17 protein-coding genes, 1 tRNA gene and 1 pseudogene are annotated in these 20,601 nt (G+C 59.0%); 5 read left to right on the plus strand and 14 right to left on the minus strand.

The window, feature by feature from the left end:
* The first annotated feature begins 79 nt into the window (after positions 1-79).
* From B9Z51_RS16475 to B9Z51_RS16490, 4 genes are all read left to right on the plus strand, one after another.
* Positions 80-628, plus strand: coding sequence for a flavin reductase family protein (locus B9Z51_RS16475; protein ID WP_108376256.1), 549 nt, complete (start codon positions 80-82; stop codon positions 626-628).
* Positions 625-1,059, plus strand: a complete 435-nt coding sequence (locus B9Z51_RS16480; protein WP_108376257.1) for a MarR family winged helix-turn-helix transcriptional regulator — start codon at positions 625-627, stop codon at positions 1,057-1,059. Before B9Z51_RS16475 ends, B9Z51_RS16480 begins: the two co-directional genes overlap by 4 nt.
* 197 nt (positions 1,060-1,256) lie before the next feature.
* Positions 1,257-2,429 (plus strand): Fic family protein, encoded by a 1,173-nt coding sequence (locus B9Z51_RS16485; protein WP_233255011.1) that lies wholly within the window; start codon positions 1,257-1,259, stop codon positions 2,427-2,429.
* Complete coding sequence (locus tag B9Z51_RS16490) at positions 2,426-2,686, plus strand: MarR family winged helix-turn-helix transcriptional regulator (protein WP_233255012.1); 261 nt, start codon at positions 2,426-2,428, stop codon at positions 2,684-2,686. The genes B9Z51_RS16485 and B9Z51_RS16490 overlap by 4 nt, the downstream gene beginning before the upstream one ends.
* An 85-nt stretch (positions 2,687-2,771) precedes the next feature.
* Here the strand turns inward: B9Z51_RS16490 and B9Z51_RS16495 are convergent, their stop codons facing one another.
* From B9Z51_RS16495 to B9Z51_RS16530, 8 genes and pseudogenes are all read right to left on the minus strand, one after another.
* Complete coding sequence (locus tag B9Z51_RS16495; protein ID WP_199227570.1) at positions 2,772-4,112, minus strand: 3'-5' exonuclease; 1,341 nt, start codon at positions 4,110-4,112, stop codon at positions 2,772-2,774.
* A 272-nt stretch (positions 4,113-4,384) separates the two neighbouring features.
* Complete coding sequence (locus B9Z51_RS16500; protein WP_108376260.1) at positions 4,385-4,780, minus strand: RidA family protein; 396 nt, start codon at positions 4,778-4,780, stop codon at positions 4,385-4,387.
* A 10-nt stretch (positions 4,781-4,790) separates the two neighbouring features.
* A complete protein-coding gene (locus B9Z51_RS16505; RefSeq protein WP_108376261.1) occupies positions 4,791-6,461 on the minus strand; it encodes an AMP-binding protein in 1,671 nt (556 codons plus the stop codon).
* A 1-nt stretch (position 6,462) separates the two neighbouring features.
* Positions 6,463-7,647: an acyl-CoA dehydrogenase family protein gene (locus B9Z51_RS16510; RefSeq protein WP_108376262.1), complete on the minus strand. Its 1,185-nt coding sequence runs from the start codon at positions 7,645-7,647 to the stop codon at positions 6,463-6,465.
* 3 nt (positions 7,648-7,650) lie between these two features.
* The gene (locus B9Z51_RS16515; protein ID WP_108376263.1) at positions 7,651-8,511 is read right to left on the minus strand and encodes an enoyl-CoA hydratase family protein; all 861 of its coding nucleotides are present in this window, start codon (positions 8,509-8,511) and stop codon (positions 7,651-7,653) included.
* A gap of 155 nt (positions 8,512-8,666) precedes the next feature.
* A pseudogene (locus B9Z51_RS16520) lies at positions 8,667-9,131 on the minus strand (MarR family winged helix-turn-helix transcriptional regulator); the annotation flags it as partial.
* A complete protein-coding gene (locus B9Z51_RS16525; RefSeq protein WP_108376265.1) occupies positions 9,128-9,919 on the minus strand; it encodes an SDR family NAD(P)-dependent oxidoreductase in 792 nt (263 codons plus the stop codon). The pseudogene B9Z51_RS16520 and the gene B9Z51_RS16525, both read right to left, overlap by 4 nt.
* 153 nt (positions 9,920-10,072) lie before the next feature.
* Positions 10,073-12,406 carry a bifunctional salicylyl-CoA 5-hydroxylase/oxidoreductase gene (locus B9Z51_RS16530; protein WP_108376362.1) on the minus strand — a complete coding sequence of 778 codons (2,334 nt, stop codon included), beginning with the start codon at positions 12,404-12,406 and terminating at the stop codon, positions 10,073-10,075.
* A gap of 449 nt (positions 12,407-12,855) precedes the next feature.
* On the opposite strand from B9Z51_RS16530, the gene B9Z51_RS16535 reads away from it, so the two are divergent.
* Positions 12,856-14,121: a sigma 54-interacting transcriptional regulator gene (locus tag B9Z51_RS16535; protein WP_146187794.1), complete on the plus strand. Its 1,266-nt coding sequence runs from the start codon at positions 12,856-12,858 to the stop codon at positions 14,119-14,121.
* 38 nt (positions 14,122-14,159) lie between these two features.
* On the opposite strand, the gene B9Z51_RS16540 is transcribed toward B9Z51_RS16535, so the two are convergent.
* The 6 genes from B9Z51_RS16540 to rsmB all read right to left on the minus strand — a co-directional run bounded on the left by B9Z51_RS16540 (position 14,160) and on the right by rsmB (position 20,592).
* Positions 14,160-15,245 carry a FimV/HubP family polar landmark protein gene (locus B9Z51_RS16540; protein WP_158272916.1) on the minus strand — a complete coding sequence of 362 codons (1,086 nt, stop codon included), beginning with the start codon at positions 15,243-15,245 and terminating at the stop codon, positions 14,160-14,162.
* A gap of 277 nt (positions 15,246-15,522) precedes the next feature.
* Positions 15,523-15,598 (minus strand) — tRNA-Phe (locus B9Z51_RS16545).
* 55 nt (positions 15,599-15,653) lie between these two features.
* Positions 15,654-16,310, minus strand: a complete 657-nt coding sequence (locus tag B9Z51_RS16550) for a response regulator (protein WP_108376268.1) — start codon at positions 16,308-16,310, stop codon at positions 15,654-15,656.
* A 20-nt stretch (positions 16,311-16,330) separates the two neighbouring features.
* Positions 16,331-18,628, minus strand: coding sequence for an ATP-binding protein (locus B9Z51_RS16555; protein ID WP_108376269.1), 2,298 nt, complete (start codon positions 18,626-18,628; stop codon positions 16,331-16,333).
* A 1-nt stretch (position 18,629) separates the two neighbouring features.
* Complete coding sequence (locus B9Z51_RS16560) at positions 18,630-19,277, minus strand: DUF4390 domain-containing protein (RefSeq protein WP_233255013.1); 648 nt, start codon at positions 19,275-19,277, stop codon at positions 18,630-18,632.
* Positions 19,228-20,592, minus strand: a complete 1,365-nt coding sequence (gene rsmB, locus B9Z51_RS16565) for a 16S rRNA (cytosine(967)-C(5))-methyltransferase RsmB (protein WP_108376271.1) — start codon at positions 20,590-20,592, stop codon at positions 19,228-19,230. The genes B9Z51_RS16560 and rsmB overlap by 50 nt, the downstream gene beginning before the upstream one ends.
* Positions 20,593-20,601 lie beyond the last annotated feature (9 nt).

The raw sequence follows: 20,601 nt of genomic DNA on the forward strand, positions 1-20,601 counted from the left end.
AGGTTCTGCGCACGACGCACTCGACCTCATGCCAAACAGTTTATATGAATATTCATGTAAATTCATCCATAATGACCCTATGCGCCCTAACCCACCTCCGACCATTCAGCCGCTGACCCCAGACTTTGAGTCAGCCCACTTCAGGCAGGCCCTGTCGCGCTTCGCCACGGGCGTGACCGTCATCACCACCTTCGCGCCAGACGCACAAAAAGGCGACACGGCCAGCAGCAGCTTTGTGGGCATCACGGCCAGCTCGTTCAATTCGGTGTCGCTCACGCCGCCGCTCGTGCTGTGGAGCTTGGGCCACCGGGCCAGCAGCTTGCCGCTGTTTCATGCAGGCACGCACTATGTGGTCAATGTGCTGGCCGCAGACCAGCTCGACTTGTGCAATCGCTTTGCCTATGGCAAAGGCGACCGGTTTGCCGACACCGCCTACACCCTGGGGCAAGCCGGGTTACCCATTTTGAAAGGCGCACTGGCCTGGTTTGAATGCCACAACCGCAGCCGCCACGAAGAAGGCGACCATGTGATTTTTGTGGGCGAAGTGGAACGCTGCGGCTTCAGTGATGGCTCGGCCCCACTCGTTTACCAGGGCGGTCAGTTCAGCACCACCACGCCACTGGCATGAGCAACTCCGCAGGCTTTGTCGACGACTACCTCGCCTACTTACTGGCACGCGCCAGCCATTTGATTTCGAGTGAATTCCACGCCGTGGTCGAAGCCAGTGGTCTGAGCCTTATGGAATGGCGCGTCATGGCCAGCCTGTCGGGCAAAGACGCGCTGAGCGTGGGCGAGCTGGCCGACATCGTGCTGGCCAAGCAACCCACCGTCACCAAACTGGTGGGCCGCATGGCTGAAGCTGGTTGGGTCAAACGTGTTGACGCCCCGCACGACAAGCGCCAATCACTGGTGAGCCTCACCGCAGCGGGTCACCGCAAGGTCAAGCCCTTGCTGGCACAGGCACGGGCGCATGAGGCGCAGGTCATGGCCGACATCGGATTGGCCGAAGTGGCCCAGTTGAAAAAGGTCCTGGAGCGGATGATTGCAGTGCGAGGATAAGTGCCGCTCAGAGGCGCGATGCGCGCCCTCAGATCATTGAGGAAAGAGCGATATAGCGTCTGATTTTTATCGACACACAGGGTCGCATTAAAAGTCGCAAAAAATCTCGCATGATTTACAAATTATCTTTGCGCGACATATACTTATAAATCATGTCAAAGTCGCAGAAATTTCAACTCTATGACCATCCAACCCAGATGGAACCGCTGCTTCCGTCTGAACACCGTTTGGGCCCACTGCTGGAGCGTGCTCACGACCTGATCCGCCAGGCCGACCGCTTGGCAAGTTGGTGCCCTACCGGAGCACTGCCAAGCCTGCGCCAGATGTTGCGCGCCATGAATTCCTATTACTCCAACCGGATTGAAGGGCAACACACCCTTCCCTTGGAAATCGAGCAAGCCCTGCGCAACGATTACGCACAAGATGCCGACAAAGCCCGCCGCCAACGTCTGGCGCTCAGCCACATGGCGACAGAGAACCAACTTGAATGCTTGTGGCCTCAATGGACCAACGCGCAAGTCTGGTCGCCGCAAACCGTTCAAGACATCCATCAGGACCTGTTTGCCCGCCTGACCGATCAAGACCGAATTCAACAAAAGGGCGCAGAAGTTCAAGTGCTGATTCCCGGAGCCATGCGAACCGCACAAGTGAGTGTGGGTCGGCACGCCGCACCCGCTGCGGCGGCATTGCCTGCCTTCATGGATCGGTGGTCCAAGGTCTATGGACAAGTGCGTCGTGGCGAAATGCAAATCTTGGCGATGGCGGCAGCGCACCAGCGCCTGGCGTGGATTCACCCTTTTCTGGATGGCAACGGCCGTGTCGCCCGCTTGCACAGCCATCTGGTGCTCGGTCACATGGGCCTGACCAACGGGCTGTGGTCCCCTTTGCGCGGCTTTGCACGCACTCAAGAGACCTACTACGCACGCCTGGCCGCCGCAGACGAACCCCGTGCAGGGGATCTGGATGGCCGTGGCAACCTGAGCGAATCTGCCCTGATCGCGTGGATGGATTACGTGTTGGACGTTTGCTCCGACCAAGTGGCTTTCATGCGGGAATTGCTCAGCCTGGAGGACATGAAAGGCCGCATGGCCGCCTGCCTGGCGTATGAAGAGCAAGTAGTCGGCGAAGGCGTGCGAAGCACATCGCTTCGGGCTTTGCACTACCTGTTCGCCGCACAAACCGAACTGGATCGCGCCGACTTCAAGGCCATGCTGGGTTTGGGTGATCGGCTGGCCACCGCTCAGGTGTCGGCCTTGCTCAAACGCGGCCTGCTGGAATCGGACAGCCCCTACGGCAAAGTCCGCTTGGGTGTGCCCCAGCACGCCCTGCGCTTTTACTTCCCAAGACTTTGGCCTGAGGCCGAAGCTTGAGCATCCACGAACTCGCCAGCATCGTGCTGGCCAAACAGCCCACAGTGACCAAGCTGGTGGGCCGCATGCAAGACGCCGGTTGGGTCAAGCGCTGCGACGCTGCGCACGACAAACGCCAAAGCCTGGTAAGCCTCACGGCAGCAGGTAGGCGCAAAGTGCAGCCCCTGCTGAAGCAAGCCAAAGCGCACGAGGCGCAGGTGGTGTCTGCTTTGGTTCAGACCCAGCGCATCAACTCAAGCTCATGCTTGAGAGCTTGATCGCCGCGCATACAAGTGCTGGGGAGCACTGAGTCGCTTTCAGGGCTTGAGTTCGCTGTTTGGAAGCGGTTTTGGCCGAAGAGCATCAACCAAAGGTATTGATGTTGCTATTTAGGCTTTTCACATGGTCCACGTACTGTTGACAATCCCACATAGACTGCAACTGAAAAAACGCTACAGCACGGTCGAAAGAGGTTACCTTGTATCCCTCCTGCTGTAAGCGCAAAACATCGTTGGCGGTTTGTGCGTACGGCGAAAAGATGATTGCGAACTTGGCACCCTTGGCTTTTGATTTGTAGTAGCGTCCACCCTTTTCTTTACAAATCAGGGCCATCTCATTTTCTACTGTTTGAAAATCTTCCCAACTTCCGATTACGTTGCTCATGCCAGATCGATGAGCAATGAAGCATTGGTAAATGTCGTTATCGATTTCGCTGTAGGTCTTTGTTGTTGCGGGCAATGTCATAACCGTCGGCGTTTTTCGATTTGGTTTTGTTACGACCTCGAACCGAAGTGTGTCTCCATCGCGTTCTCTTAGTAACAGATCAATCTCGAATCCTGCCGCCAGTTGCCTGGCCAACTCCGGGTTTTCTGCTTTAGTCAGATATGCAATCTTGCCTTTGCCTCCCAAAGTCCCTGGTCTATAAATATTGATTTCTTGGCGATCATCTTTTGTCCAAAATTTGCACCGATCGTTGGCGGTCACAAATCGCAATTGCTCAGCAAAGACATTGTTAAAAACTAGAGGTATGTGCTCACCAGTCTCCGCAATGATTTTTGCGGCGATACGTGAATTAATTATTGGTGGGTAGTTTTTTTCTAGCGCTGGGATGCCAAATTTCCATATGTGTCGGCATGCGAGAGCGTCTGAAAGAGCGCGGTGATAGTTTCCGGTGGGGGCATATCCTGAGGCAGTAGCAGCATCCGAGAGTTTTGTCCACATGGTGCCATCAGGACAAACTTCTGTGTAGCGACGCATGGCGCAGACGACAGATGTAAAGAAGCCTCCAGGGAAAAAGCTCGTATCAAAAGGGGCGTTGTAAACGACTATTGTTTTACCAGCGCAAATTTCAGCCACTTTTGGCAAGAGCGAATCCCAAGTCGGGGCGTTTTCTACATCCTTCGGACTGATACCGTGGATTGCCTGAGCTTGAGACCAAACGCTGTTTTTTAACGGTCGCACCAGCGTGTTGAGCAGCGTTCTGCCATCATCGCTTACGATCGCAATTTCCAAAACCTCATCCGTCCCGTTCTGATTTAAACCAGTGGTTTCGGTATCCATAAAGATAAGAGATGCCGAATTGTCAATATGCGATGAGACTAAAGGGAGATTGTTGGCAAGTGTTGGACCAATTGTCGAATTCATGGGAATTGCCGTCGACTTGGTTGTCAAGCGTCGCCATAGATCCCGCAATGTTTTGAACATCAAATACTCCCTAGAGAAATGTATTTATTTTCAGGCAAGTTTTTATTAATAAGAAGTAATTTTTCGTCTTATTTGGGCCAACTCCCACCGACCGTTTCCGCATGGTGTAGTCCTCTCCCAGCCTATAAACAGCACCACCCAGCACTGCCCCACGACATTCGTATTGCTCAATTGGCAATAGAAGTCACAAACCTTCAGCGACCGTCATATAGCGTGAGCCGAGCAGCCACCTACCAGCCTCGCCGTTGCCACCGTGTAAGGCGCGAACCCACTCACTCCGGCACCACCGCCGTGACCTCAATCTCCACCAGCGCACGGTCCTCCACCAGATCGGCCACCTGCACAAGCGTCATGGCTGGATAGTTCTTGCCGATGACTTCCTGGTAGACCTTGCCCAGCTCGCGACCACGGGCCAGGTATTCCTTCTTGTCTTTGACGTACCAGGTCATGCGGGCCATGTGCTGTGGGCCTGCGCCTGCACACGCCAGCGTGTCGACGATGTTTTGCAGGGATTGGCGGCACTGGGCCACAAAGTCGTCGGTCTCGAATTGGGCTTGGCCGTTCCAGCCGATCATGCCCGCGACGAACACCATGCGGCCACGTGCTTCGATGCCGTTGGCATAGCCTTTGGCGGGTGCCCAGCCTTCGGGTTGCAAGACGTTAAACATGGTGGGCTCCTTAAGAAATTTGACGCAGCTTGAAGCGCTGCAGTTTGCCGGTTTCGGTGCGGGGCAAGGCGTCCAAAAAGACCACTTTGCGCGGGTACTTGAACGGGGCGATGGTTTGTTTGACGTGCTCTTGCAAGGCTTTTTCCATGGCCGCATCGCCCGTGTGGCCGGGCTTGAGCACCACATAGGCCTGCACGATGTGGCCACGGTCTTCGTCGGGCATGCCGACCACGCCGCATTCGGCCACGGCCGGGTGTTGCAGCAAAGCGCCTTCCACCTCGGGGCCTGCGATGTTATAGCCCGCCGAGATGATCATGTCGTCGTTACGTGCTTGGTAGCTGAAGTAACCATCGGCGTCCATGACGAAGGTGTCGCCGGGCAGGTTCCAGCCGTCTTTCACATAGTCTTGCTGACGCGGGTCGGCCAGGTATTTGCAGCCTGTAGGGCCGCGCACAGCGAGCCGCCCCACGGTGCCGGGAGGCACGGGCTGCATGTCGTCGCCCACGATCTGCGCCACATAGCCGGGCACCACTTGGCCAATGCTGCCGGGGCGCACTTGCGCGCCCGCACTGGAGATGTAGATGTGGATCACTTCGGTGCCACCAATGCCGTCGGTCATCTCGATGCCCGTGGCCTGCTTCCACAGTTGGCGGGTGGCGTCGGGCAAGGCCTCGCCTGCCGACACCGGGTGCTTGAGGCTCGACAGGTCAATGCCTTTGGCCAGCGTTGCCATCTGGCGGTACATGGTGGGCGCGGTGTAGCACTGCGTGGCGCGGTACTTGGCAATGGTCTGCATCAAGGTCTCGGGCGTGTGCTTTTCGAGCAGCACGGTACTGGCACCAAAGCGCAGCGGAAACGCCAAGAGACCACCCAAGCCGAAAGTGAAGGCGATGGGTGGCGTGCCGCACACCACATCGTTCTCGTTCATCTGCAAGATGTGGCGCGGGAACAAATCGCACATGGCGAGCACATCGCGGTGAAAGTGCATGGTGCCCTTGGGCTTGCCGGTGGTGCCGCTGGTAAACGCAATCAGGCACACGTCGTCGCGGCTGGTGGCGTGAGGCGTGTACGCACCACTTTGCTGCGCCATGCGCTGCTCCAGGCCATCAGGGGCATCGCTGCGAAACTGCACCAGCTGCTGCAAGCTGGCCATGTGGCTGGCGTGGCCGGGCGTCATGCAGTGCTGCAGTTCGTCGGCCAGCAGGCTGTCGCACAGCGCGGCGCTGACCTGCGCTTTGTCGATGATCTGCGCCAACTCGCCCGCACGCAGCAGCGGCATGGTGGGCACAGCCACCAGCCCGGCCTTGAGCGCGCCCAGCAAACAAGCCGCCATCATGGGGCTGTTGCCGCCGCGCAGCAAAATGCGGTTGCCGGGCACGAGGCCCATGTCATGGGTCAGCACCTGGGCGATGCGGTTGCTCTTGTCTTGCAACTGCGCATAGGTCCAGCTGAAGTCGCCACCGCCCGTGTTGAAGTCGCTCACGCCATGCAGCGCGATGCGATCGCCTTTGCCTGCCTGCACATGGCGGTCCACCAATTCCACCGCGCAGTTGATCAGGTCCGGGTAGTCCAACTCGGGCCGATCCGCCATGAACACGGGCAGTTGGTCTTTCGGCGGCAGCCGGTCACGCGCAAAGGTGTCGGTGTGGCTGCTGGGCAGCAGTTGGTTCCAGTCGCTCATGTCAACCTTTCAACAAGTCCTTGCCGATGATCAGCTGCTGCACTTCGGTGGCGCCTTCGTAAATGCGCAGCGCCCGAATCTCGCGGTACAGCGACTCGACCATCACGCCTTTTTTGACGCCCATGCCGCCGTGCATCTGCACCGCCATGTCGATGATCTGCTGGGCGTTTTCGGTGGCGGTCATCTTGGCCATGGCCGCTTCGCGGGTGATGCGCCCGCCTTGGTCGCGCAGCCACGCGGCGCGGTACGTCAAGAGCGTGGCCGCGTCCAGCATGGTGGCCATCTGGGCGATCTTGGTCTGGGTGATCTGGAAGTCGCCCAAGGTTTGGCCAAACATCTTGCGTGAACGCGCCCAGCTGATGGACTCGTGCAGCGCACGCCGCCCAAAACCCAAAGCGGCTGCCGCCACCGAGGTTCGGAACACATCGAGCGTGGCCATGGCGACCTTGAAGCCCTGGCCCGCTTCGCCAATGCGCTGGTTGGCAGCGACCTTGCAGTTGTCAAACTTGAGCGTGGCCAGCGGGTGGGGCGCGACCACGTCGATGCGCTCTTCAATCGACAGACCGGGCGTGTCGGCATCCACAATGAAAGCCGTGATGCCGCGTGCGCCAGGCGCTTCGCCTGTGCGGGCGAACACCACATAAAAGTCGGCGATGCCGCCGTTGCTGATCCAGGTCTTGCGGCCATTGAGCACATAGCCGTCTGCTGTTGCCGTGGCGCTGCACTGCATGGCGGCCACATCGGAGCCCGCATCGGGCTCACTCAAAGCAAAGGCGCTCAAGGCCTGGCCCGATGCCACACGCGCCAGGTAGCGCTGCTTTTGATCGGCTGTGCCCATGAGGCTGATGGCGCCTGTGCCCAAACCCTGCATGGCAAACGCGAAGTCTGACAAGCCGTTATGGAAAGCCAGCGTTTCGCGCAGCAGGCAGAGCTGGCGGGTGTCGATCACGTCAGATGCTGCGCCATAGGCCGTGCCTGAGACCGCGTGCTTGAGCCAGCCGCCGCTGCCCAACAAGCGCACCAGGCGGATGCATTCGGCATCCACCGCATCGCGGCTTTCGTCGTGGTGTGCGTGTGCAAGGTGCTCTTGGCACCAAGTGTCCAAGCGCACTTTGAAGTCGCGGTGGCTGTCGTCAAAGAAGGGCCAGTCGAGTTCTGGCGGGTGATTGGCTGGGTGGTCTGACATGACTCAGTCCCCTTCAAAAACAGGTGTTTGCTTGGCCACAAAGGCGTGGTACGCCCGGTGGAAGTCGTTGGTGGCCATGCAGATGGCTTGGGCCTGGGCTTCGGCCTCGATGGCTTCGTCCACGCCCATGTTCCATTCTTGTTGCAGCATCTTTTTGGTGATGCCGTTGGCAAAGGTGGGGCCTGCTACCAGCTGGGCGGCGATGGCCTGTGCATCGGCCAGCACAGTGCCTGCCTCGCACACACGGTTGTAAAAACCCCAGCGCTCGGCTTCCAGCGCGCCCAGGCCGCGCCCGGTGAACAGCAACTCGCTCGCACGCCCTTGGCCGATGATGCGCGGCAAGAGCGCACACGCGCCCATGTCGCAACCAGCCAAGCCGACCTTGTTGAACAAAAAGTAGGTCTTGCTGCGCTCGGTGCCGTAACGCAGGTCTGAGGCCATGGCCAGGATCGCGCCTGCGCCCGCGCACACGCCGTCGATCGCCGCGATGATGGGCTGCGGACAGGCGCGCATGGCCTTGACCAAGTCGCCCGTCATGCGGGTGAAGGCCAAGAGGCCGGGCATGTCGAGTTGGGTGAGCGGGCCGATGATCTCGTGCACGTCACCACCCGAACAGAAGTTGCCACCCTCACCCGTGATGACCACGGCGTGGATGTCAGGTGCGTAGGGCAAGGCGCGGAAAAAGTCACGCAGCTCGGCGTAAGAGTCAAACGACAGCGGGTTCTTGCGCTCGGGGCGGTTCAAGCTCACCGTGGCCACACCGTCTTTGACGGACAGCAAAAAATGCTCGGGCTGGTAGCCCGCCATGGGCTGGTTGTGGCGGGGCAGCTGATGGGGCTGGCCGGACAAATATCGTTCGCTCATTTTGTCTCCTTAGGATTGGGTAGGTCGGCACTCGAAGAGTCCGACAAGGGCGTGAATCCCCCCTGCGGCCCGCGTTCAGCGCCAAGGCCTGCGCGACCCACGTCGGGGTCTTCGACCACCGACCTACGAAGGGCGCTGTTGTTTGCGGTGGGGGTGCCGGACTTCAAAGCGCCCAGCAGTTGATGCAGTTGTGTTTGATCTTGTTCGGCCAGCGGCGACAGCAGCTCGACGACCCACCCCTCGTGGGCCTGCGCCATGGACGCGAACGCAGTACGCCCAGCCTCGGTCAGGCTGACGGTGTAGGAGCGGCGGTCGCTGGCCTGCATTTGCCGCTGCACCAGTTGTTCTTTTTCAAGCTGGTCAACTATGGATGTGACGTTGCCACCCGTGACCATCATGCGGCGTGACAGCTCGCTCATCGACAAGCCTTGCGGCTCGCGCTCGAGCTGCGCCATCAGGTCAAAGCGCGGCAGCGTGATGTCAAACTGCTCGCGCAAGCGTTGACGGATCGTGTCTTCGATGCGGGTGGTGGCCGAAAGCAGACGCAACCACAGGCGCAACGAGGCGTGGTGGTCGGCGTGTGCACGCACTTCCATGTCCGTGTCTTGTCGTGCGCTCATGACACCAGCTCCCCACCATCAATGGCAATCGATTGACCGTTGATCGCATCGCTGCCCGCTGCGCACAACCACAACACGCTTTGCGCCACTTCGTGCGGCTGCACCAAGCGCTGTTGCGGGTTGCTCGCGGCCAAGACTTGGCGCGCTTCGGCTTCGCTCTTGCCTGTTTTACTCACGATGTTTTGCACCGCTTCGCGCACGATGTCGGTCTCGGTGTAGCCGGGGCAAATCGCGTTCACGGTCACGCCTTTGCGGGCCAATTCGAGGGCCAGCGCTTTGGTCAGGCCCACCACGCCGTGCTTGGCCGCGACATAGGCGCTCACATAGGCATAGCCTTTGAGGCCCGCCGTGCTGGCGATGTTGATGATTCGCCCTGGTGTGCCTGCTTTGGCCCCCTCGAGCATGCCGGGCAGCACGGCTTGGATGCAGTGGTAAGTGCCTGTGAGGTTGACGTTCAGCATCTGCTGCCACAGCGCGGCATCGGTCTTGGCAAAGGGCGCGCTGTGCGCCTGGCCCGCGTTGTTGACCAAGATGTTCACCGGGCCAAAGCGGGCCTGCGCCTGCTGCATCGCCGCATGTACGGCGTGTTCATCGGCCACGTCCATGGGCGCAATCAACACCGCCACATCAGGCACTTGTGCGCGCAGCGCTTCGGCCTGGGCTTGCAGCGTGTCGTGCGATCGCCCGCAGAGCATGAGGCGGCAGCCCGCTTGGGCCAGCTGCAGCGCGATGGCCGCGCCAATGCCTGCGCCCGCGCCGGTGATGAGGGCATGTCGGTTGCTCAGCATGGTTTGCCCCCTGTAGGAGCGGCGCCCTCGCCGCGATTGAATTCTGTGGGTGCAGCGCCCTCGCCGCGATAGACGCCCAATCGCCGCGAGGGCGCGGCTCCCACAAATTCAAATTGCAAGGAGGGTGAAGTCCTGCCATGTGAATGCGACATCTCAGTCCCCCTTGCTCGCGGTCTGCATCGCACGCTCGCGTGCGAAGCCTGCTTCGAGCTGGGGCTTGCCCGACTCATAAGCGCGGGGCCAGGCGATGTCTTTGAAGCCGATGCGTGCAGCTTCTGTCAGCGTCCAGGCCGGGTTGGCCAGGTGCGGGCGGGCCACGGCGCACAGGTCGGCGCGGCCTGCGGCCAGGATGCTGTTGACGTGGTCGGCTTCACTGATCGCCCCCACCGCGATGGTTGCGATACCTGCTTCCTGGCGGATGCGGTCGGCAAACGGGGTCTGGTACATGCGGCCGTAGGTGGGCTTTTGCTGCGCACTGACCTGGCCCGATGAGCAGTCGATCATGTCGGCACCTGCGGCCTTGAAGGCGCGGGCGATCTCGACCGCATCGGTGGGCGTGATGCCGCCTTCAACCCAGTCGTGCGCCGAAATGCGCACCGACATGGGCAGGTCTTTGGGCCAAGCTGCGCGCACAGCGGCAAACACTTCCAGCGGGTATCGCAGGCGGTTATCAAGCGAGCCGCCATATTCGTCTGTGCGATGGTTGGTGAGTGGGCTGATGAAGCTCGACAGCAGGTAGCCGTGTGCACAGTGCAACTCCAACCAGTCAAAACCAGCTTGGGCAGCGCGCTGCGTGGTCGCCACAAACTCGGCCGTGACGCGGTCCATGTCAGCGCGGCTCATGGCGCGGGGTACCTCGCCATGCGGCAAATAGGGCTGAGCAGAGGCCGCAATCAAAGGCCAGTTGCCTTCAGCGTCATCTGCGGGCACAGGCTTGTCCATGCCAGCACCTTGCCAGGGGCGGCAGGTCGAGCCTTTGGGTCCGGCGTGGCCAATTTGCAGGCCGATCTTGGCGTCGGACTTGGCATGCACCCAGCCTGTGATGCGTTTGAAGTCTTGAGTCTGCGCATCGCTCCACAAGCCCGGGCAGCCGTGTGTGATGCGGCCGTCGGCACTGGGTGCGGTCATCTCGACCATGACCAGGCCTGCGCCGCCCATGGCGCGTGCGCCCAGGTGCACCAGGTGGTCGTCGCCCACGCGTCCGTCGACGGCCATGTACTGCGCCATGGGCGAGACGACAACGCGGTTCTTGAGCGTGACCGAGCGCAAGGTGTAGGGCGTGAACATCGGTGGACGAACGCCAGGGGTTGCCGTGCGACCCGCAAACCACGCCTCATAGCCCTCCAGCCAGTCCTTGTCACGCAAACGCAAATTCTCGTGGCTGATGCGCTGGCTGCGGGTGAGCATGGAGTACATGAACTGCTCGGGTTCGAGCTGGTCGCAGTAGCGCTCGCCGCACACCTCGAACCACTCCATCGCGTTCCAGGCGGCATTCTGCAGGCGGATCACATCGATCTCGCGCACGGCCTGGTAGTGCTTGAGCACTTCAGGGATGCGGTCGGCCGTGTCACCCAACGCCTTGAATTGGCGCACCAACTCAATGGCGTCTTCGAGTGCCAGCTTGGTGCCCGAGCCGATGGCAAAGTGCGCGGTGTGCACCGCGTCGCCCATCAGCACCACATGGCTGTTGCCGTTGAAGGTGGACCAGTTGGCGCACTTGACGCGCTGGAAGTTGAGCCACGCCGAGCCACGCAGGTGGCGGGCGTTGGTCATCAGCTTCTCGCCTTGCAGGTTCTTGGCGAAAAGCTTTTCGCAGAAGGCGATCGACGCGTCTTGATCGGCTTTGTCCAGGCCGTGCGCCAGCCACACATGCTCAGGGCACTCAACGATGAAGGTGGAAGTCTGGTTGTCGAACTTGTAGACGTGGGCCTGGAACCAGCCGTGCTCGGTCTTCTCGAACAAGAAGGTGAAGGCGTCGTACTGGCGGTTGGTGCCCAGCCAGATGAAACGATTGGGTCGTGTGACGATATCGGGCTTGAACACTTCGGGCAGCCGGCTTCGCACACGCGAATTGACACCATCGCTGGCGATGATCAGGTCGGCATCGGGAAAGTCCAAGTCAGACTGCACGTCTTGCTCGAACAAGAGCTTGACGCCCACTTGCTCACAGCGCTCTTGCAGGATGTTGAGCAACTTTTTGCGTCCGATGCCCACAAAGCCGTGACCGCCTGAGCGGATCACCCGGTCTTTGAAGTGCAGCTCGATGTCATCCCAATGGTTGAATGCTTGCTCCACCTCTGCGGCGGTTTCTTTGTCCCACTCACGCATGTTCTCCAGCGTCTGGTCTGAAAACACCACGCCCCACCCAAAAGTGTCGTAGGGCTTATTGCGCTCCACCACGGTGATGTCATGGTCAGGGTTGAGCTTTTTCATCAACAACGCAAAGTACAGGCCCGATGGGCCGCCGCCAATGCACACGATTTTCATTTTTTCAACCTCTGCCATTGAATGGCCCATTTTGATTAAGGCCTGAATATTTGAGGCTTGAAGTATTTGCTTGCATCGTTGTGCTGTCAATCAGGTGTTAACCCGTATGCAGCGGTGCCCCGGTCAATGGGCAGTCGGCTACCCCGACGTTTTGCTGACCATGCCATTGCGCTTGTGCATGCGGTACGGATGCCACATCCATGTCAGACTCTTCGAGTGCCGACCTATGGGATACGAACGGTATGTCAATCAATACCGTCTGATCTCCAAATTCATCAATATCAAAGTCGCGCCCTGTGGTTGTTTCATTTATCCCATTTGCCTTTGCCCATCCGCATTCACAGCATGGCTTGTACGCAACATATTCAATTAAAAACCACTTACTTTTTACACTACCCCGATTAAAATTTGTCAATAGTGACAAAAACATCAACGCCTGTGTGAGCCGCATGCCCCCCTTGACTTCCGAGACCTCCGTCCTGACAGTGGCTAAACGCCCGACAAGCGCCGCCTTCCATGCGTTTGTTCGGCGCCTTCACATGGCCAGCCAGACAGACGACCCGGTTTTGCTCGCAGGGGAGGTGGGCACAGGCAAGCGCCAGTCGGCCACCACAGTGCACAACGTCAGTGGCCGAAGCGCTCACAACTTTGTTCAGATCGATTGCCTGGGCATCAAGGAAAGCAAGTTCGAGTTGGAGATACTGGGTTCGCTCAACCCCTACAACCACCAATTGCGCCAAGGCGCCGTGTCGCTGGCCGAAGGTGGAACGCTGTACTTGCATGAGGTCGGAGAGCTGCCGCCGGCCAGTCAGACCTTGCTGCTGCGCTTGATGGAAAGTGACACTTACTCCCCGGTCAATTCCAGCGACACCTACAACAGCGATTTCCGTTTGATCACATCGTCCAGCCAGGACCTGATGGCCATGGTCGAGCATGGCAAGTTTCGCAATGACCTGCTGCACCACATCAACACGCTGACGATTCGCACGCCTTCGCTGAACGAGCGCCGCGAGGACATTGCAGACTTGGTCAACTCCATCTTGCAGGAGATTCCGGGTGGCCGTCACAAGCAAGTGAGCCCTGAAGCGATGGAGGTGCTGTGCCATCACAAATACACCGCCAACATTCTGGAGCTGCGCAACATCATCCACCGCCTGGTGGGCACCTTTGACGCGCAATGCTATTCAGGTCTGCAAGTGGTGCAAGCCATTCATGCGGGCACGCCCTCGAGCAAATCGGAACGCGTGATCGAGAAAAAGTCACAGCGTTCCATGCTGCCCGACTTCAATGGCTACCTGGATCAGGCCCAGAACAACCCACCGGCGTTTGCACAAACCGACCAAGCTGTCGCGGCACAGCAGTCGATTTTTCAGGGCGCCAGCCATTCGGCCTACGCCAGCACGACTTACCACATTGGCCCCCAGGCAGCGCAAGCACAAGCGCCCGCCCCCGTGCAGCCTGTCAGACCCGCCGCGCACAAAGTCTCTGACATTCGGCCACGCCAGGCCCAAGCCCCGCAACAACCACCGGCTTGGCGGGCCACGGTCGCAGCCATGGAGTTTGAAGAGGACACCTCAGGCCCCTTCACGGCACTGAAGTCGCAAGAGCGCGAGTACATTGCACGGCTGGTGGAATACTGCAACGGCGACAAAAAGAAGGCCGCCGACATTGCAGGCGTGACCTTGCGCACGCTGTACCGCAAACTCAAGCATTGAACAGACTGTGGCCTGGCGCACCCTTGCAGCAGGCGGAATCAGACAAGTTGCTGAATCAATTTCAGCGCCTGCGCCGTTTCCGGCTCCGATCCTTGCGCAATCACTTCATCCAGGACCGATCTGGCCGTCATGGCATCGCCCATGCTGATGTAAATTTTGGCCAGATTGATGCGGTCTTCGGCCACCGTCCGGGGCTGAGTGGCGCGCTGTTTGCGCGTGCTGTCGGCCACCAGCGTCGGTCGCATCGTTGGGCGCACAGGCGCAGGCACTGTCGGCAGCACACCGCCATCGTCTGACACCCCTTGTGGGCTCATGCCTTCCTGGGCACGTGGCATTGGCTTCGGGGCAGGCTCCGCCCTTGAATGTGCATGCAGCGACTCGGCCTCATCCATAGCCTCTCGAGGCTGCGACCAACGGTAACGCCCCAGTAAAAAACCCATCAATAACAATACGCTGGACCCCACAACGAGCCCAAGCAGCAATTCGTATTTGGTCAAGCTCAAATGCGGCATGAGCACCGTCACATAAGGGGCCGGCAATGGCGCCGGGGGCTTCCTGACCTCCAGCTCAAGCGCTTGCGCTGCCTCCCTCTCTGCGGGGATTTGCATGGACACACCAGCATCTGGATGGACTGCCGAGGTTTCAGGCCCCCCCGTTTTAACTGAAACTTCACGGGCTGGTGTCTGAACTGCGGCAAGTTGCACAGCCTTTCGGGGGGCAGGCGCCGATGCGGCAAGCACGGGTGACAGCGGCACCATCAACGCATCACCTTTGATCAGCGTCGTTTTTTCTGCCACAGTGACTTTGTAGTGCACAGGCATTTTTTGCTGCAAATGGGCAATCCACAACACCAAGTCAAACGATGGCTCAGCTACAGGGTCCGCAGAGACGAGTTCGATGTAGCCCGCAGCGTCGCTGGTCAGCACAACGCGGGGGCGAATGAACTTCACCGCATCAGAACGCGTCAAGCCCCAGCGCTCATAGTCACCTGCAGAGCCAATTTGCACCTGAATGTCGCGAACATCCACAGGCACTGTTTGAGTGAACGGCAACACCGCATGAAAAACCGTGAACTGGCTCGGTGAAACAGACAAGTCGCCCAAGACAAAGGCTTGCGCGCTCACACTGCACCCCCAACATAGCGCGCACAGCCAGACAGTCCCTGCCCGCAAAGCGATGAACAAGCGCCGAACGCTCCGTGCCATCAGCAACACCGCACCTCTCCCCCATCCCATGGCTGCGGAGATGGCTTCGTCAAACAAACTGTCATGAGTTGAATTGATAATATATTTGTCATGTTTGACAATTTATACCATTAGTTCATCTCAAGGCATGAAACAAATGCCATGTATTTCAGACAAAGAAAAAGCCGCAGTTTTTTGCAAAACTGCGGCTTTTATTTGGTGGCCTGGGACGGAATCGAACCATCGACACGCGGATTTTCAATCCGCTGCTCTACCAACTGAGCTACCGGGCCGGAAGACTTGAATTATAGCAGCATAAAAAGAGGTTTTTGGTCCCACTGACAAGATTCATGCAATGCGTTTGCTGCGCGACAAATCGACGCCCAGCTGCTTGAGCTTGCGATACAGGTGTGTTCGTTCCAAGCCCGTCTTTTCGGCCACTTTGGTCATGGAGCCGCCTTCATGCGCCAGATGGAATTCGAAATAGGCGCGTTCAAAGGCATCGCGGGCTTCACGCAGTGGGCAGTCAAGGTCAAAGAGTTGCTGCATCTGGGGCTGGCCCTCCTGTGCGACGGGCACTGAGACAGTGGTCAACAAGGCAGTGGGCTGAAAGACCGCTGCCGTGGTGACCTGCCTGACTTGCTCCCGGGCCAGGCCATGCTCGACCGCCTTGAGTAATTTTTGCAAGGTGATGGGTTTTTCAAGGAAGGCCTGAGCACCCATCTTGACCGCGTCAACGGCTGTATCAATCGTGGCATGCCCGCTCATCATGATCACGGGCATGGTCAGCAAACCGGATGACGCCCATTCCTTGAGCAGACTGACGCCATCGGTATCGGGCATCCAGATGTCCAGGAGCACCAAGTCAGGTCGCATGCGCTGGCGAACATCGCGGGCCTGCGCTGCGTTTTCAGCCAACTCGACCTGATGCCCTTCATCGAACAAGATTTCAGACAGCAGGTCACGTATGCCCAGCTCGTCGTCAACCACCAAAATATTTGCCATATTGCCTGTCTTGTCTCAGTTCATGAAGAGGGCTGATTCAGCGCTCCAGCTGTTGTGTCCAGAGCGAATGATAGCGAGACTTGCGCCCCTTTGATTTCACCGTCCTGCATCACGTTACTCAGCTCAATGCGGGCGCCGTGTTCGTCGGCAATTTTCTTGACCACCGCAAGACCCAGTCCTGTGCCTTTGGCTTTGGTTGTGACGTAGGGCTCAAAGGCTCTTTTGAGGATGTTGGGCGCAAAACCTGGACCGCTGTCGGTGACTGTGAGGCGCACACGCTGGCGCAATGCACTCCACTCCGTGCGCACCAGTACATGGGCGTTTGGCAAGGCGTGGCCGCGCATTTCGCAGGCATCCTGCCCGTTTTGCAGCAGGTTATGAATGACTTGACGCAGCTGCTGCACATCCCCCTGAATGGGTGGGCAGGCAGGGTCGAGCTCCACGCGCACAACGGCCCGATGCACTTGGTCGCTGGGCTCGTTGGCATACAGGACCAAGAGATCGGAAATCAGGGCGTTGAGTTGCACGGGCTTGAGATCAGCCGACGGCAATCGCGCATAGTCGCGAAACTCATTGACCAGCCGCTTCATGGCGTCCACCTGGTCCACGATGGTTTTCACCGACTTGGTCAGCAAGGCGTCGTCTGGCACGGCCAGTTTGCCGGCCAATTTGCGCTGGAGCCGCTCTGCCGACAACTGGATCGGCGTGAGCGGGTTCTTGATTTCATGGGCCAGTCGACGCGCCACTTCGCCCCAGGCTTGCGCACGTTCGGCAGACACGATCTCGGAGATATCGTCGAACACCAGCAAGCGCATCCCGTCGGGCAGCACCGCGCCTCGGGCCAGCAAGGTCACACAACTCTCAGTCAGGCCTTGTCCCGTGGCGTGAATTTCAAATGCCTTTTGCCAGTGATCGAGTTCGTGGGCATCTTTGTCTGAACGCAATAGGGCAAATTGTTCAGCCACGTCTTGGGCAAAACTTTGCAAAGTGGGCAAGCTCAGCAAGCTGATGCCAGCATGCGCAGCCACAGGCACCCGCAATATGCGCGTAGCCCCCGGATTGGCTGACAAGATGACGCCTTGCGCATCGAGCACCATCACACCGGAAGTGAGGTTGTCCAGAATGGTTTGCAAATTACCGCGCGCCGCGTCCAAGGCTTCCAGACTGCGCTGAACACTGGCGCGTGCGTCTGACAGCTGTTGTGTCATGTCCGCAAAAGAACGCGTGAGACCGCCCAGCTCGTCTTTTCCTTGAAGCACTAATTTGGGTGTCAGATCGCCCGCGGCAACCTGGCGCATGCCATGTGCCAGCAGCAGCAAGGGTCTGGCGAGTTGGTTGCCCAGCAGAGCGGCCAGCAAGATGGCGCCCAACACGGCCAGAAACAGGCTGAGGGTCAAGGTGCCGATGTACATGCGACGCAAGCCTTCTCGCGCCAGCGCACGCTCCTGATACTCTCGATACGCCGCTTGAACTTCAAGCGCGTTGGTGACCAGCGTGGCGGGCAAGTCTTGTGTGACTTGCAAGAGCTTGCGGTCCTCATCAAAGGCCATGCCTGACTGGGGTACCAACACCAGCACTTTGATGCGCCCTTTATCTGCCCCAGAAATCGACTCGTCCAGGCCTTCTATCCATTCCACCCCCCCCTTTTGCCTCGCTTCCTTGATCATTGACGCAGGGGGACGCTCGGGACGTATTTGGAATCTGGATTGGCCAGAACTGGCCACCATGCGCCCAGTGGTGCTCCACAGCACCACATCGTTGAACCCTTGCTGTTCTTGCAGCTTTTCCAGCGTCATTCCTGCACTGGCTTCCATCACATCTGCCAGTTGCGATGCCGCAGAGCGGGCTTGTTTACCCAAATCGTTGCTCAAGGTGTCCAACGTCGCACGCCCCAGATTGAGACCGCCGACCAACGCGGCTTCGACCTTGACATCAAACCAGCTCTCGATGGAGCGCGATACAAACTGGTAGGACACGACATAGATCAACACCCCAGGCACCACACCGACCAAGGCAAAGATGGCTGCCAGTTTGACCAGCAGTCGGGCGCCAAATTGACCGCTTCGCCACCTCAGCAGCAAACGCACAAACCCCCACAAAATGGTGATCAACAAGCCACTGGCCACGATGCGGTTGATCAGTACCAGCCATTCATAATTCTGGTTGTAGCGTTCGCGGTTACCGGTGGCTTGCGTCAGCAGCACCAACAGGCCCAGACCAATCACCACCATGGTCAACGCACCCAAGGTCAGCAACCACCTGCTGGTTCTGGAAGCCCAAAACGTTTGCCGAATGCGCAAATTGGCAAACCAGGCCATGTCAGCGCACCGATTCGGCATTCAGCCGCAGGGTGCGACTGACGATTAGATTCCAGTCAGCCTGATTGCCTGCAGCGATCTGAAATGGGCGCGGCAACTGGGAAACATCCAGCCTGAAGCGGTAGGCCACGTATTGATGTGCATCGACATCCAGGTCTGCCATGTTGGCCACCTTCCAGCCCGATTGACGGCGGATCACACCCAATGCTTCGTTCAAAGACTCGAAATTTTGAGAAATAGTGCTGGACAGCCCTGAACTCGGGATCGGCTCATTGGAGACATTCAGGCGCCAGCGCCGGGTCAATGGCTGAAATGCCAAGCGGTAATAGCGGCTGACACTGCCCAATTTGCGGTCATACCAGTACCAGCGATCGCGCATCACTTCAGCTTCAGCCACAAAGTGCACGGCCAGGCCCTTGACCAGGGCATCTTCCACCGCTGGGCCAAGTTCGAGCCTGAGCTGAGCGTGCAGAACCAGTGCACCGTCCTGCCGTTCAACCCTCAGCTCCGTCAATTCGGCCAGGGATGACTGCGACCAAGCGCTGCACGCGCTCAGCAGCCACAAGGCGCCCAAGGCCCAACGGCAGCAGCCCCAAAGCTCAAGCTTGGCGCTTTTCCAGCAGTGCGTAATAAAACCCGTCGTGTTCACCCAGTGAATTGTCCACGACTGGCCTGTCTCTTGGGGCATAACCGGGGATCAAATGGCCTGGAGAGGGGTGCAATAGGGCATCAGTGTTGCGCTGAAGAAACGCTTGGACGACTTCGTCTCCCTCTGCCTTGAAGACCGAACAGGTGCAATACAAGAGGCGCCCACCTGGCTTGAGCAAATGCCACAGCGTTTGGACCAGTTTCGCCTGAATCTGGGCCAACTGCGCACTGTCTGTGGGGCGGCGCAGCCAGCGCACATCGGGGTGTCTGCGCACGATGCCCGATGCGGTACAGGGCGCGTCCAGCAAGATGGCATCGAACAATTGTCCATCCCACCAGCTATCGGGCAGACCTGCGTCGGCTGCCCTAACCTGGGCTAGCAAGCCCAGTCGTTGCAGGTTTTGGTGAATACGATCGCAACGCGCTTCATCCACATCCAGTGCCAATACCTGAGCCTGCGGACAGATTTCGAGCAAATGCCCGGTTTTGCCACCGGGGGCCGCGCATGCGTCCAGAACTCGCCATCCTGGGCTCGGGTCCAGACCGTGCATCAACAATGGTGCGGCCATTTGCGCGGCGGCATCTTGGACCGAGACATGGCCTTGTGCAAAACCCGGCAACTGGTGCACAGGCACCGCCTTGGCCAGCTGCAAGCCATCCTCACCCACCGTTTTGGACGTTAATCCTGCCTCATCGAGCAAGCCTTGGTAAGACGCCACCGACTGGTGCAGACGGTTCACCCGCAAAGTCATGGGGGCCGGTTTTTGCGCCATGGTCAGCAGCGCCTGCCAATGCGCAGGGTGATCCGATCGCAAACGGTCTATCCACCAGGCCGGGTGGTTCCACTGGGCTTGCGGATTCACATCCGTTTGTGCCACCAGGGTCTCTCGTTCGCGCATGAAGCGGCGCAGGCAAGCATTGACAAATCCGCTTTGCGCCTGGGTTGAGCGTTGCTGCCTTGCAGCTTCAACCACCTGGTTCACCAGCGTGTGCACAGGATAAGGCGCTTGCGCTTCGTCCCAGCACAAGGCCAAAGCGGTACACAGCAATGCATCAGCCGCAGGCGGCGGCGCTTTAGCAGCCAGCAATTGGCGCAATGCCGTGGCACGGCCCAGCTGACGCAAAACATGAAAGCTCAAGGACTGTGCCCCAGGTCGCAAGGACTGGGGCACGCTTTGGAGTTGCGCTGTCAATGAACGACCAGCGCGCACCGCTTGCACTGCAGCCGCCGTGGCTTGCAGCAACCGCCATAAAGGCACAGGGGCGCCTGATGCGGCATTCGTCACAGCGGTTTGACTCTGTTTGGCAGATTTCATTCGTATTCG

The sequence above is a fragment of the Limnohabitans sp. T6-5 genome (assembly GCF_003063315.1).
Classification (GTDB): Bacteria; Pseudomonadota; Gammaproteobacteria; order Burkholderiales; family Burkholderiaceae_C; genus Limnohabitans_A.